This is a genomic window from Actinomadura graeca (assembly GCF_019175365.1).
Lineage (GTDB): Bacteria > Actinomycetota > Actinomycetes > Streptosporangiales > Streptosporangiaceae > Spirillospora > Spirillospora graeca.
The window spans coordinates 4,731,290-4,744,441 of record NZ_CP059572.1; the positions used below are offsets into that span (position 1 = coordinate 4,731,290).

Annotated in this window: 12 protein-coding genes and 1 tRNA gene; 8 read left to right on the forward strand and 5 right to left on the reverse strand. The window is 70.3% G+C overall.

From position 1 onward, the window contains the following. The first annotated feature begins 195 nt into the window (after positions 1-195). Complete coding sequence (locus AGRA3207_RS20950; protein WP_231328737.1) at positions 196-1,581, forward strand: MFS transporter; 1,386 nt, start codon at positions 196-198, stop codon at positions 1,579-1,581. Between the two features lie 13 nt (positions 1,582-1,594). Further along, positions 1,595-2,371 carry an SDR family NAD(P)-dependent oxidoreductase gene (locus tag AGRA3207_RS20955; RefSeq protein ID WP_231328738.1) on the forward strand — a complete coding sequence of 259 codons (777 nt, stop codon included), beginning with the start codon at positions 1,595-1,597 and terminating at the stop codon, positions 2,369-2,371. 189 nt (positions 2,372-2,560) lie between these two features. Here AGRA3207_RS20955 and AGRA3207_RS20960 read toward each other — a convergent pair whose 3' ends face one another. After that, positions 2,561-2,923, reverse strand: a complete 363-nt coding sequence (locus tag AGRA3207_RS20960; RefSeq protein ID WP_231328739.1) for a nuclear transport factor 2 family protein — start codon at positions 2,921-2,923, stop codon at positions 2,561-2,563. A gap of 242 nt (positions 2,924-3,165) precedes the next feature. Between AGRA3207_RS20960 and AGRA3207_RS20965 the strand changes: the two genes are divergently transcribed. From AGRA3207_RS20965 to dnaN, 3 genes are all read left to right on the forward strand, one after another. Next, positions 3,166-4,635 carry a DNA-3-methyladenine glycosylase 2 family protein gene (locus AGRA3207_RS20965; protein WP_231328740.1) on the forward strand — a complete coding sequence of 490 codons (1,470 nt, stop codon included), beginning with the start codon at positions 3,166-3,168 and terminating at the stop codon, positions 4,633-4,635. A 14-nt stretch (positions 4,636-4,649) separates the two neighbouring features. After that, positions 4,650-5,150 (forward strand): methylated-DNA--[protein]-cysteine S-methyltransferase, encoded by a 501-nt coding sequence (locus AGRA3207_RS20970; RefSeq protein WP_231328741.1) that lies wholly within the window; start codon positions 4,650-4,652, stop codon positions 5,148-5,150. 96 nt (positions 5,151-5,246) lie between these two features. After that, a complete protein-coding gene (gene dnaN, locus AGRA3207_RS20975; RefSeq protein WP_231328742.1) occupies positions 5,247-6,383 on the forward strand; it encodes a DNA polymerase III subunit beta in 1,137 nt (378 codons plus the stop codon). Between the two features lie 901 nt (positions 6,384-7,284). Here dnaN and AGRA3207_RS20980 read toward each other — a convergent pair. Further along, positions 7,285-7,848, reverse strand: coding sequence for a helix-turn-helix domain-containing protein (locus tag AGRA3207_RS20980; RefSeq protein WP_231328743.1), 564 nt, complete (start codon positions 7,846-7,848; stop codon positions 7,285-7,287). Positions 7,849-7,920: 72 nt separating this feature from the next. On the opposite strand from AGRA3207_RS20980, the gene AGRA3207_RS20985 reads away from it, so the two are divergent. The 3 genes from AGRA3207_RS20985 to AGRA3207_RS20995 all read left to right on the forward strand — a co-directional run bounded on the left by AGRA3207_RS20985 (position 7,921) and on the right by AGRA3207_RS20995 (position 11,975). Further along, positions 7,921-8,598, forward strand: coding sequence for a B3/B4 domain-containing protein (locus AGRA3207_RS20985; RefSeq protein ID WP_231328744.1), 678 nt, complete (start codon positions 7,921-7,923; stop codon positions 8,596-8,598). Next, complete coding sequence (locus AGRA3207_RS20990; protein WP_231328745.1) at positions 8,598-9,497, forward strand: EamA family transporter; 900 nt, start codon at positions 8,598-8,600, stop codon at positions 9,495-9,497. The genes AGRA3207_RS20985 and AGRA3207_RS20990 overlap by 1 nt, the downstream gene beginning before the upstream one ends. Positions 9,498-11,096: 1,599 nt before the next feature. After that, positions 11,097-11,975, forward strand: a complete 879-nt coding sequence (locus AGRA3207_RS20995) for a tyrosine-type recombinase/integrase (RefSeq protein WP_231328746.1) — start codon at positions 11,097-11,099, stop codon at positions 11,973-11,975. A 96-nt stretch (positions 11,976-12,071) separates the two neighbouring features. Here AGRA3207_RS20995 and AGRA3207_RS21000 read toward each other — a convergent pair. The 3 genes from AGRA3207_RS21000 to AGRA3207_RS21010 form a co-directional block, all read right to left on the reverse strand. After that, positions 12,072-12,159: transfer RNA gene (locus tag AGRA3207_RS21000), tRNA-Ser, on the reverse strand. 10 nt (positions 12,160-12,169) lie between these two features. Then, complete coding sequence (gene tadA / locus AGRA3207_RS21005; RefSeq protein ID WP_231336337.1) at positions 12,170-12,607, reverse strand: tRNA adenosine(34) deaminase TadA; 438 nt, start codon at positions 12,605-12,607, stop codon at positions 12,170-12,172. A gap of 40 nt (positions 12,608-12,647) precedes the next feature. Next, positions 12,648-13,085: a tRNA adenosine deaminase-associated protein gene (locus AGRA3207_RS21010; RefSeq protein WP_231328747.1), complete on the reverse strand. Its 438-nt coding sequence runs from the start codon at positions 13,083-13,085 to the stop codon at positions 12,648-12,650. Positions 13,086-13,152: the final 67 nt, after the last annotated feature.

Sequence of the window (13,152 nt, forward strand, 5' to 3'; positions counted from 1 at the left end):
CTCCTGTTCGGCCGTTCCGACCCGTCCGAATCTAGGAGGCGGGGGATCGGGTGGTCGCCCCGCCGGAGCGGTATGTCCGTTCTGGCTCCCAGGTCTCCCGGAGACCGCTACTCAGGTCCTCTCAGCCTGCTACCACCGGTGGTACGAACGGCCGGGGTCTGGGTGCCCGCGCGTCCCGCGACGATCGTCTTCCGCATGACCCTCATCACCGCCGCCCCCGCCGCCGAGCGGATGTCGTCGCGGCACAAGCTGGTCCTGACCCTTCTCCTCGGCGCGCAGTTCATGCTCGCCATCGACTTCTCCATCCTGAACGTGGCCCTGCCGGTCGTCGGCGAGGGCCTCGGGTTCGGCCTGGATCGACTCCAGTGGATCGCCACCGCGTTCGCGCTCCCCGCGGCCGGGTTCACCCTGCTTTTCGGCCGCGTCGCCGACCTGTTCGGACGGCGCCGGATGCTGCTCACCGGCATGGCGCTGCTGGCCGCGGGCTCGCTGATCGGCGGGCTCGCCGCGTCCCCCGCGATCCTGCTGGCGGGACGCGTGCTCCAGGGCCTGGCCACGGCGATCGCCACGCCGGCCGCGTTGTCGCTGCTCACGACGTCCTTCCCGGAGGGACCGCTGCGGACGCGGGCACTCGGCCTCAGCGGCGCGCTGATGTCCGCCGGGTTCACGGTGGGCGCGATCCTCGGCGGCGTCCTGACCGACCTGCTGAGCTGGCGCTGGGCGTTCCTGATCAACGTCCCGGTCGCCGTGGCGATCCTCGCCGTGACGCCCGCGGTGGTCGGGGAGAGCCGCTCGCGGGACGCCTCCCGGCTGGACGTGCCCGGGGCCGTGACCGTCACCGGCGGCCTGCTCGCGCTGGTGTACGGCATCACCTCGGCCGGCGCGCGCGGCTGGGACGACCCGGCCGGGCTCGGCGCCCTGGCCGCCGCCGCGGTCCTGCTCGTCGCGTTCGGCCTCATCGAACGCCGCTCACCGGCGCCGCTCGCTCCCCCGCGCGTCCTGACCAGGCGGACCGTGACGTGGGGCAACGTCGGCGGCTTCATCGCCTTCGCCACCGAGACCTCGCTGGTGTTCCTGATGACCCTCTACCTCCAGCAGGTCCTCGGGTTCTCGCCGCTGACCACGGGCCTCGCGCTCGGCGTGCTCGGCGCCGGGACGTTCGCGGGCGGCGTCGCCGCGCCCCGGATCATGGGACGGCTCGGCGGCCGGACGACCCTCGCGGCCGGTCTCGTCCTCCAGGCGGCCGCGACGCTGGCGCTGCTCGGACTCGGCTCCACGCGGGACGGGCTGGCCCTGATGCTCGCCGCCACCGCGATCGGCGGGTTCGGCAACCTCGTCGCGATCGTGGCGTTCATGGGGCTCGCGACGTCCGGGCTGCCGGACGGCGAGCAGGGCCTCGCGACCGGGCTCGCCACCATGACGCAGCAGGTCGCCATCACCCTCGGCATCCCGGTGATGAGCGCGGTCGCCACCGCGGGCACGGTGTCCGTGCTCGGTGGCGTGCACACCGCGACGCTGGTCAACGCGGCGGTCGCCGTCGCGGGCGCCGCCGTCATCGCCCTGTTCCTCCGCCGCTCTTGAAAGGCGCGAACCGATGGATCTTGACCTGTCCGGAAAGGTGTACATCGTCACGGGAGCCTCCGCCGGGATCGGGGAGGCCACCGCCCGGCTCCTCGCGGACGAGGGCGCCCACGTGGTGGGTGTCGCCCGGAAGCCGCTCGGCGACGGCGGTCAGGTGACGGGCTTCGCCGCCGACCTCACCGACCCGTCCGCCGCCCAGCGGGTCGTGGACGCCGCCCTCGACCGGCATGGGCGCCTCGACGGCCTGGTCAACAACGCCGGTGCCCTCGACTCGCGCATCGGCTTCCTGGACGTCACCGACGACCAGTGGCACGCCACGTTCGAGCTGAACCTGCACGCGGCGGTCCGGATGGCCCGCGCCGCGCTGCCCGCACTGATCGATCAGGGCGCGGGCAGCCTCGTCCACGTCGCCAGCGAGGCCGCGCGGTTCCCCGACACGCCACTGGTCGACTATGCCGCGTCCAAGACGGCGCTCTTGTCGGTGTCCAAGACGCTGGCGGGGGAGTTCGGACGCTGCGGCATACGCTCCAACGTCGTGACGCCCGGCCCCACGCGGACCCGGCTGTGGGACGAGCCGGGCGGGTTCGCCGACCAGCTCGCGTCCCAGTTCGGACTGCCCGTCGAAGAGGCCATCGAGCGGTTCGTCCTGGAGGAACGGCGCCTGCCCGCCGCCCGCCTCGGGACCCCGCAGGACGTGGCACGCGTGATCGCCTACCTGCTGTCACCGCTGGCCGTGCAGGTCACGGGCGCCGAGTGGGCGGTGGACGGCGGCGCGCTCCGCCAGCTCTGACCCGGCGGGCGTGCCGGTCCGCGGGGCGTGCAGGTCCGCGGGGCGCGCCGGGCCGTGATCCGCCCGGCACGCCCCGCGCGCGCCCCGTCCGGCAGGCCCGCGTGTGTCCCGTATGGCACGCCCCGCGCGTGTTCCGCCCGGCACGCCCGCGTGTGTCCCGTACGGCAGGCTCTGCGCGTGTTCCGTCGTTCAGGCGGGGACCTTGTCGAGGAACCCGTGCACGCGGTCGAATCGGCCGTCCTCCGCGAACACCGCCACATCGAACCCGACCACGATCGCCTCCCCGCCCTCGGGGCCGAGTTCCCAGGTGAACCGGGCCACGTCGTGGTGGGCGTCCACCGTCCCTGCGGCACGAAAGACCAGGCCGGGGAACTGCTTTTGCGCGGCGCCGACGAAAACGTCGATCGCGTCGCGCCCCTCGGCGACCCCGAGCGGGTCGACGTAGACGGCGTCCTCGGTCCACAGCTCGTCGATCGCTGCGCGCCGCGCGGCCGGGTCGGTCTCGTTCCAGATGGCCAGGTACCGCTCGACCCGCTGCTGGACGTCGCTCATGTCGCACTCCCACTCTCTTCGCCTGACTTCACTGCTTCGTCTGAGTTCACCCGGTTCGTCTGCCCCGGTGCGCCCCACGTTGCCAAGCCCGCGGCGTAAGATCGATTACCTGGGACGTCATGGCCGGTGCGGGGGACCGTCCCGTCCGCCTCGTCCCGGACGCGCCGGAGCCGTCGGGCACCTCGACGATGATGTCGGATTTCCGCTAGTGAACTCCCCTGACCATCCGTGATGCTGGAGACATGCACGAGGATGTGGAGAGATGCGTGCGGGCCGTCCGGTCGAAGGACGCCCGCTTCGACGGCTGGTTCTTCACCGGGGTCGTGACCACGGGGATCTACTGCCGCCCGAGTTGCCCGGTCGTGCCGCCGAAGCCTGAGAACATGCGCTTCTACCCGAGCGCCGCCGCGGCGCAGCAGGCCGGGTTCCGGGCCTGCAAGCGCTGCCGCCCCGACACCAGCCCCGGCTCCCCCGAGTGGAACCACCGCGCGGACGTCGTCGCGCGGGCCATGCGGCTCATCGCCGACGGCGTCGTCGACCGGGAGGGCGTCCCGGGCCTGGCGGGACGCCTCGGCTACAGCACTCGCCAGATCGAACGCCAACTCAACGCCGAACTGGGCGCCGGCCCGCTCGCTCTTGCACGTGCCCAGCGCGCGCAGACGGCACGCCTCCTGATCGAAACGACACCCCTCCCGATGGGGGACGTGGCGTTCGCGGCGGGTTTCGCGAGTATCCGCGCCTTCAACGACACCGTCCGAGAAGTGTTCGCCCTAACGCCCAGCCAACTGCGTGACCGTGTTGCTAAGGGCCACCCGCCTGCGGGCTCTGGATCCCTCTCGCTGAGGCTCCCGTTCCGTGCGCCGCTCTGCCCGGACAACCTGTTCGGCCACCTCGCCGCCACCGGCGTCCCGGGCGTCGAAGAGTGGCAGGACGGTGCGTTCCGTCGCACCCTGCGGCTACCCCATGGTCATGGCATCGCCACACTGCGTCCGCAACCCGACCATGTGGCCTGCACGCTCTCCCTGAGCGACCTGCGGGACCTCACCATCGCGATCAGCCGCTGCCGCTGGATGCTGGACCTCGACGCCGACCCCGTCGCCGTCGACGACCTGCTCAGCGCCGACCCGGTCCTCGCACCGCTGGTCGACAAAGCCCCTGGACGCCGCGTCCCACGCACCGTGGACGCGGCGGAGTTCGCCGTCCGGGCCGTCCTCGGGCAGCAGGTGTCAGTCGCCGCCGCGCGCACACACGCCGCGCGTCTCGTCACCGCCTACGGCGACCCCGTCACCGACCCTGGCGGCGGGCTGACCCACCTCTTCCCGACCCCAGCCGCCTTGGCGGACCTGGATCCGGAGGCCCTGGCGTTCCCGAAAACCCGCCGCACGACCCTCACGTCCCTCGTCGCAGCACTCGCGCAAGAGCAAATCGACCTCGGTGTCGGAAGCGATTGGGAACAGGCCCGCGCGCGCTTGGCCGCCCTACCCGGTTTCGGTCCCTGGACCGTCGAGACCATCGCCATGCGTGCGCTGGGCGACCCCGACGCCTTCATTCCAGGCGACCTCGGTATCCGCGCCGCCGCCCGCACCCTCGACCTTCCCACAACCCCCGCAGCCCTCACCCGCCGTGCCGCCGCATGGCGACCCTGGCGCGCCTACGCCGTCCAGTACCTGTGGGCGACGGGCGACCACGCCATCAACCTCCTCCCGGCCTAGAGAGGACCACCACCATGGAATCGACGCACGCCGTCCTGGACAGCCCCGTAGGCCCCCTCACCGTGGTCGTGACAGACGGCGGCCTGTCCGGCCTGTACATGGACCAGCAGCGGCACCGTCCGGCCGAAGAGTCCTTCGGCGCCCGCACCGAGACGCAGGAGCCGTTCAAGGCCGTCGCCGAGCAACTGGGCGCGTACTTCGCGGGCGACCTCACCGAATTCGACCTGCCGCTGAACATGCGCGGCACGCCCTTCCAGCAGCGCGTCTGGGCGGCCCTCCAAGAGATCCCCTACGGACAGACGACCACCTACGGCGAACTCGCCGTCGAGATCGGCAAGCCCTCCGCGTCCCGCGCGGTCGGCCTCGCCAACGGCAAGAACCCGATCAGCGTCATCGTCCCCTGCCACCGGGTCGTCGGCTCCACCGGCTTGCTCACCGGCTACGGCGGCGGCCTGGCGCGCAAGCGGCAGTTGCTCGACTTCGAGCGCGGAACCCGGGAGGCCGCCCTGTTCTGAGGATCCGGGCCTCGGTGAACTGTCGGAGGCTGGGGATAACGTGCTTTGTCAGGGCCGGAGAGTCCGGCCTTGACAGAGTCACGGAAGGGCGGACCAGTGGAGTTCCGGGTAGACCGCCAAGCGCTCGCCGACGCCGTCGCGTGGGCGGCGCGGACCCTGCCATCGCGTCCCGCGCTGCCGGTCCTCGCGGGCATGCTCGTCGAGGTCACGGCGGACGGAGAGCTCACCCTGGCGGGCTTCGATCACGAGGTGTCCGCGCGCGCCCGGGTCGAGGCCGCCGTGACGGAACCGGGTCGCGTGCTCGTCCCCGGACGGCTCCTCGCCGAGATCGTCCGGAACCTTCCTCCACAGCCTGTGGATATCTTCACGAAGGGGTCGGAGGCCGTCGTCCGCTGCGGCCCCGCCGAGTTCGGACTCCTCACGCTGCCCGTCGAGGACTACCCCACGCTCCCGGAGCCGCCCGTCCGCGCCGGAACGGTCCCCGGCGACCTGTTCGCCGCCGCCGTCGCCCAGGTCGTCCCGGCCGCGGGCCGCGACGACACCCTGCCCATGCTCACCGGCGTCCGGATCGACATCGAGGGCGCCACGATGTGGCTGGCCTGCACCGACCGCTACCGCATCGCCGCCCGCGAGCTGACCTGGTCACCGGCCGACCCCGCCTTCACCGCGGGCATCGTCGTCCCCGCCCGCACCCTCGCCGACACGGCCAAGGCCATCCGGCAGGGCGCCGAGGTCTCCATCGGCCTCGGCGGCCCCGGCGGCGACACCCTCATCGGCGTCTCCGGCGGCGGCCGCAGCATGACCAGCCGCCTCCTCGACGACCAGTACATCGACTACAAGGCCCGCCTGACGGGCACGTGGACGTCCGTCGCCGAGTTCGAGACGGCCCCCTTCGTCGAGGCGATCAAGCGCGCCGCCCTCGTCACCGAGCGCGGGACGCCCGTCCGGCTCGCCTTCACCGCCGAAGAGGTCCGCGTCCGCGCCGCCACCGGCGACGCCGCCCGCGCCAACGAGAGCCTGCCCGCAGAGCTCACCGGCGAAGACGTCGACCTCGCCTTCAGCCCCCAGTACCTCCTGGACGGCCTCGCCGGAATCGACACCTCCCGCACCCGCCTCGAATGCGCCGGCCCCACCAAGGCAGCCCTCCTCACCGCCATCCCCGACGAAGAGGGGGCCGAGGACTCCGACACCGGCTACCGCTACCTGGTCATGCCCGTCCGCCTGACCTCCTGACCCCGCCCCCGCGCGCCCACGCCCCAGCTGTCCCGAGCCGCCACCGCTCGAACGGCACCGCGCCCCCCACGCCGCCGCGCCTCAAGGAACCCGCGCCCGCCATACCCCCGAACTCCCGCCCGCCACCGTGACGCCCCGCCCTCGCGACCGTGGCGCCGCGACCCTATGTAAGCGCGTCCCAGACCACCCCAATCACGCAACCTCGCGCCCCCGTGGCGCCGCGCAGCGCCTGCACCACCAGCGCCCCGACGATCGCCACGGTCAGCACGTCACCGGTCATCGCGGCGGCCCTCAGGTGGGCACGCGCCGGTGGCCCGAGCCGAAGCCCTCGCCGAGCGGCAGTGCGGCTGCAACTGCGTCCCGGCGTCCCCGCGCCCCCCATGCTGCCGTGACCAGGCGCGGAGCCCCCCTTGCAGCGCGGGCCCATGTCGTCGCGACCGACCACCATGCTTCGTACAGCCGCTCCTCCCGCGCCTACGCGGCACCGACTCCGCAGCACCGCCGCGCTGCCGTGACCGGCCGTCGCCGCACCCAGTGACGTCGTGCCGCTCCGGCTAGGCCCCTCCATGTCGGTGCGTCCCCATGCCCTCGCGGCCCGGCTTCGCGATCCGTGTGACTGCGCCTCTGAACCGAGGCAGCGCCGCGCCGCAGCACCGCCGCGCGATCGTGGCGCTGTGCTGTCGTGACCAGTTTCTGCCGCACCCGCGCCGACGTGCCGTCGTGGTCGGGCGCGGTACGCGCCCCATGCCATCGCGATCGGCTTCGTCCTCCATGCAGCCCGGCCGCATTCTGCGTCGAGGTGCGCTGGGCGCATCTCGGTTCCGACATCCGCCCTGGGCTCGGGCATATATCGGTCGTCAGGCGGGGGCAGCGCTCGGTTGCGGGGGCATGGGATGAGGGGTCACAGGTCCAGGACGGCTAGGACGAACCGCACGTCGCGGGTGCCGGTATTGCCGTATGAGTGGGGGCGGTCGCCGACGAATACTGCCGCCGTCCCCTCTTGGATCGGGTCCGTCCGGCCGTCCACGCCGAGGGTCAGGGTGCCTTCCTCCACGTACACGATCTCCTTTGTGCCAGGGACGTGTGCGTCGCTCTCGCGTGTTTCGCCCGGGCGCAGCTCCCAGCGCCACAGTTCGAGGGACGGGCGCGGATCGCTTCCGGCCAGCAATGTCCCTTTGCCGCCGTCCGGGCCTTCCCACAGGACGACGTGCCGGTCGGGCGGGAACAAGCGCACCGGCGGCTCTTGTTCCATCTGGACGAGTCGTGTCAACGGCACGCCGAGCGCGTCGGAGATGCGGATGAGCGTGCCGAGGTTCGGGTTTCCCCGTCCCTGTTCCAGTCCGACGAGCACGCCCTTGCTGACGCCGGCGCGTCCGGCCAGCTCGTCCAGGCTCCAGCCGTGGCCCGCGCGCAGTGCCCGGACGGTCCGCGCGACGGCCTCGCCGATCGCCTCTTGATCGCCCAAGTCTTCCTCCCGCGTCGATCGTCCGGCCGGTCGGTAAGATGACCGTGTAGTACATTGTAATGACCGTATCGTATGAGGGGACCGGACATGCTGGAGCGGATCGTCGTCGATGAGGCCGTGTGGGAACTGCGCCCCGACTTCGCCGTGCTCGTCATGACCGCGAAGGGGCTGGAGAACGGCCCGAGCGACGAGCGTTCGGAGGGATGGCTGGCCCAGGCCGCCTTGAAGGCGGGCGACGACCCGCACGTGGAGTCCTGGCGCCAGGCGTACCGGGCGTTCGGGGCCAAGCCGCAGCGGACCCGCCCCTCGGTCGACGCGCTGCTCCGGCGGGCGGGAGCGCTCCCGTCGATCAACCGCGTCGTCGACGCCTACAACGCGGTCAGCGTCGAGTACGCGCTGCCGATCGGCGGTGAGGACCTCGACGCCTACCAGGGACCGGCGCGCCTGGTGCGCGCGACCGGCGACGAGCCGTTCGACGTGATCGCGGGCGGCGAGCCGGCGGTGGAGCACCCGGTGGCGGGCGAGGTCGTCTGGAGGGACGACGCAGGCGTGACGTGCAGGCGCTGGAACTGGCGGCAGTGCGTCCGGACGCGCCTCACCGAGGACACCGTGAACGGGATCTTCCTGCTCGAGCGCCTGGAGCCCTACGCGCTCGACCGGCTCGCCGAGGCGGGCGACGAGCTCGCCGCGCGGCTCCGGGCGATCTCTCCCGGCGCGCGGATCGAGACCCGCCTGATCGGGAGGCCCTGATGGTCACGGTCCTCGCGCTCGGAGCGGCGCTGGCGTACGGCGTCGCGGACTTCCTCGGCGGCGCGGTCGCCCGCCGTTCGACGGCGCTCAAGGCGCTGGCCTGGTGCGTCCCGATGGGTCTCGCGGTCGTCCTGCTGTCGGCGCTGGTCACCGGCGGCGGTACCGGATGGGGCCAGATGGCGTGGGGGTTCGGCGCCGGTCTTGCCGGCGGGACGGGCCTGATCACCTTCTACCGGGCGCTCGCGCGGGGCCCGATGAGCGTGGTCGCTCCGGTGTCCGCCCTGACCGCGGCCGTGCTGCCGGTGGCCGTGGGCACCCTGCGCGGCGAGCGGCTGGACGCGATGGTCCTCCTCGGCGTCCTGCTGTGCGTCGTGGCGATCGGGCTGGTCAGCATGGAGGACGGCGGGAACAAGGAAGGCGCGTCGGACACCGGAGCCGAGTCCGCCACGTCCGGATTGCGGCGTCTCCTGGATTCGGGCCCGGTGATGGCCGCGGTGTCGGGTGCCTGCTTCGGGATCTTCTTCGTCCTGCTGAAGACCGCCGGGGACGGCGGAGGACTGTGGCCGCTCGTCGCCGCGCGTGCGGGCAACCTGGTGGTCGTGCTCGCCGCGCTGCTGTTCATGGCGCTGTTCAAGGGCGGTGCGGCGGGTCCCCCGGTGGCGGGACGGACGCTCATCGGCCTGGCGCTGCTGTCCGGCGCCCTCGACGCCGGGGCGAACGCCCTGTACTTCATCGCCGCGCGGGACGGGATGCTCAGCCTCGCGGCCGTCCTCACGTCCCTGTATCCGGCGATCACGGTTCTGCTCGCGCGGGCCGCCTACAGCGAGCGGCTGCGCGCGGTGCAGCGCGTCGGCATGGCCGTCGCGGTCGCCGGGGTCGCACTCGTCACCGTCGGCTGAGCCACCGGCGGGCCAAGCTGGCGGGGCTTCTCAGAGGAGCCAGGGGGCGGCCTAGCAAGGTCAACTGAGACTAGAAAGCGCTGAGGGCGGGACCATGGGTCCCGCCCTCATAGCGTTTGGCCAGGTTGCGGCCGTTTGGGTGGCGGTGGTGGTGGGATTCGAACCCACGGAAGCTTGCACTTCACACGCTTTCGAGGTCTGCGCCACCCCGTCCACCCAAGATCGCCGGAGTACGCCGCACCCGCCCAAGCCGTGGTCAACCCCGCACGGAACCACTCGCCATCCATGGCCAGACGCCTACGAACGGGCCCGAACGAACCCCGGCCGACGACCAACTGAGACTAGAACTGAGACTACGGCGCACCACGAAGGCGGCCACCCTCTCAGGGGTTCAACCCCCGCAAAATGAGTGACCATGGCAACTCGTTAGGTGACTGCTTCTCGGACGTGCCAGCCGTATCATGCTCATTGCGAATGATTGGAGCGTTCGAAAGCGAGACAATGACTCAGTTCGTCACTTGAGTGCAACTAGGGTCTCGTTGTTCGGTGATACACGTCACAGGCATGACTGATTGTCGAAGGAAGCGTCGTGTTCCCCCTGCCTGCTACCGTCTGGACATTAAGGGCAAGTGCCACGAGGGCGAAACTTGGGCGCGACAATGTCGACTCGCACGGCAATATTGAATGCCATCGGCGCAACCTTTCTGGTCATTGGGGGGGTGCTGTCACATCTCTACTTGTATTTCTCTGTGAATGTTGATTCTATTGCGATGGTGCCAACGGCCGGGACCTTCGCTGCTGGGATCGCATGGCTCATTCTCATACTGCTCCCCAATCCGGATAGGACACTGAAAGCCACAGCAATTACGGCTGCGGTTGGAGTGGCCTTCGCGGCCCCAGCCATCCCACGGGCGGAGGCTAAGTCGTCGGGTACTTTTAGAGCCCCTCCCGTCAATCCAACAGAACTTCCTACCGTTGCACCGAATCGGGAAGCTGAGGGGCAACAAGTCGTCAACATCCTGACACTGATGAACAAAGCTAGAGTAACTGCATCGAGTAACGCTGTGCTTCGCTTCTCTAGAGTGCCAGCGAAAGAAGAAGCGCTAGGATATGTGATGCCATCTTCGGCGAAGTTGGAAGATGCCACGTCTCAAGACGATGAGATCTATCTGTCAAGCCCTTGGCATGGCAGAAAGCGTTGGGTGCAAGTAGATATCCCACTGTCAGGTCAGATCGAGGAGGATGATTTGTTCTCGTCCATCTTCGGCTTCCCGAGTGGAAAAGCTTCGCTCCGCCTTGGAGCAACCTTGAGCGTTCAGTGCGTGGGTGGAGCCGCAGCGCGTCCAGTTGAGATAGCACGACAGGTAGTGTCAAGCACGGAACAAAGCCCTCGGCGAATCTCGGGACTATCTCTAGAGAACTGTACTGGCGCTCAGACACTTCGTCTGCGAGTATCAGCTCCACCGGAGCAAGTCGACTGCTCTGGACTCATCGTGACCGAAGCAAAGATCAGCAAGATTCCTTGATTCAGCGCCTTTCGGGTGAAGCGTCTTACCGTACAAGCTGATCCCCGAGCACTGCGAGAAGCTGTATGCCCGGATGCAGGAGAAACAGGGTCTGTCCGCCGGTACGGCTCACCACGTCCACCGGACCCTTCGAAACGCCCTCAATGTCGCCGTCAGACGCGGGTACCTCGGCACCAATCCCGTTGTCTTGGCCGCGCCTCCGAAGCTGGACGAGGAGGAGCCGGAACCGTACGAGATCGGCGAGATCAAGAGGCTCCTCAAGACCGCCGAAGAGCAACCACGCAACGGTGCCCGTTGGGTGTTCGCTCTCGCACTCGGCCTCCGCCAAGGCGAGGCTCTCGGCCTCAAGTGGGAGGACGTTGACCTCTACGCGAGCATGATCCGCATCCGGCGAGGCCGGGTCCGTCCCAAGTACCTCCATGGCTGCGAGGACGGATCTTGCGGCCGTAAGAAGGCGAGCTATTGCCCTCAGCGCAAGCAGACCAGGCCGGAGACCGGCCGGACCAAGTCCAAGGCCGGACGGCGCGTGATCGACCTGCCGGCTCCGCTCCTGGAACTGCTCAAGCAGCACAAGGCCCAACAGGACGCCGAGCGTGTCACGGCTCGGCAGCTCTGGAAGGACAAGGGGTACGTCTTCGCCAAGCCGGACGGCGAACCGCTCAACCCCTTCACCGACTACCACGAGTGGAAGGCCCTCCTGGTGAAGACCGGGCTCCGTGAGGCTCGACTTCACGACGCGCGCCACACCGCCGCGACCGTCCTTCTGATCCTGGGAGTTCCGACCCCTACGGCCATGGCCATCATGGGGTGGTCCACTGCCGCGATGGCCACTCGGTATCAGCACATGAGCGACGCCATCCGGAACGACGTCGCGGTGCGCGTGGCGGGACTCCTCTGGGAGCCGACTGAGGACCAGGACGACGACCCTGAAGGGGGTCAGGAGACGGCCTAGCAGCGTCAAACGAGACTAGAACTGAGACTAGAAAGCGCTGAGGGCGGGACTATGGGTCCCGCCCTCACAGCGTTTGGCCAGGTTGCGGCCGTTTGGTGGCGGTGGTGGTGGGATTCGAACCCACGGAAGCTTGCACTTCACACGCTTTCGAGGCGTGCGCCCTCGTCCACTAGGCGACACCACCGCGGGGAAGCCTACCGGACTCTGCGGCGCGCGAAGAACTCGGTGAGCAGCGCGGCGCACTCGTCGGCGAGGACTCCGGCGATGACTTCCGGACGATGGTTGAGCCTCCGGTCGCGGACGACGTCCCATAGTGAACCTACGGCGCCGCCCTTCAAGTCGACGGCGCCGTAGGCGAGGCGGCCCACGCGCGCCTGTACGGCCGCCCCCGCGCACATGGTGCAGGGTTCGAGCGTCACGACAAGGGTGCAGCCGGACAGCCGCCAGGCGCCGAGGGCGGACGCGGCCTCCCGCATCGCGACGATCTCCGCGTGCCCGGTGGGGTCGGCGGTGCGCTCGCGGTCGTTGTGGCCTGTGCCGATCACCTCGCCGGACGGGGCCAGGACGACGGCGCCGACCGGGACCTCCCCGGCGTCGAAGGCCGTCCGCGCCTCCGCCAGCGCCTGCCGCATGGCCGCGTCGAGGCGGGGTGCCCCGGGTCCCTCGGCGGGCTCAGTCACGGAGACGGTCGAACTCCTCGCCGAAACCGGCGTGCTCGGCGACCGCCAGCAGCGCGTCGCCCGGCAGGGCCCGCTCGCCGAGGTCGCTGAGGCGCTTGGCGTCGACGCCGAGGTCGTCCAGGACGGCCGGGTCGCCGCCGGCGTCGCCGTCCGGCACCTCCCCGACGAGCTGGCCGAACAGGGAGCCGAGCCCGTCCTCGCGGACGGTCGACACGTACGCGCGGGGCTCGTCCTGCCCGTCAAGCCGGACGACGGCGAACCAATCGTCGTCCTCTTCGATCAGCAGCACGACCGGGTCGCCGTAGGACTCGACGGCCGCCTCCCGCATCAGGTCGGCGACGTCGTCGACGCCCTCGGCCTCGGCGAGGACGGCCTCGGTCCCGACCCAGCCCTGCGGGGTGCGCGCGAAGACGGCGGCGAAGTACGACACCAGGCCATTGTGACCCACGGAGTCACCCCGATCACAACCCCGGACCCCGGCTTCCGTGCCCTAAGCG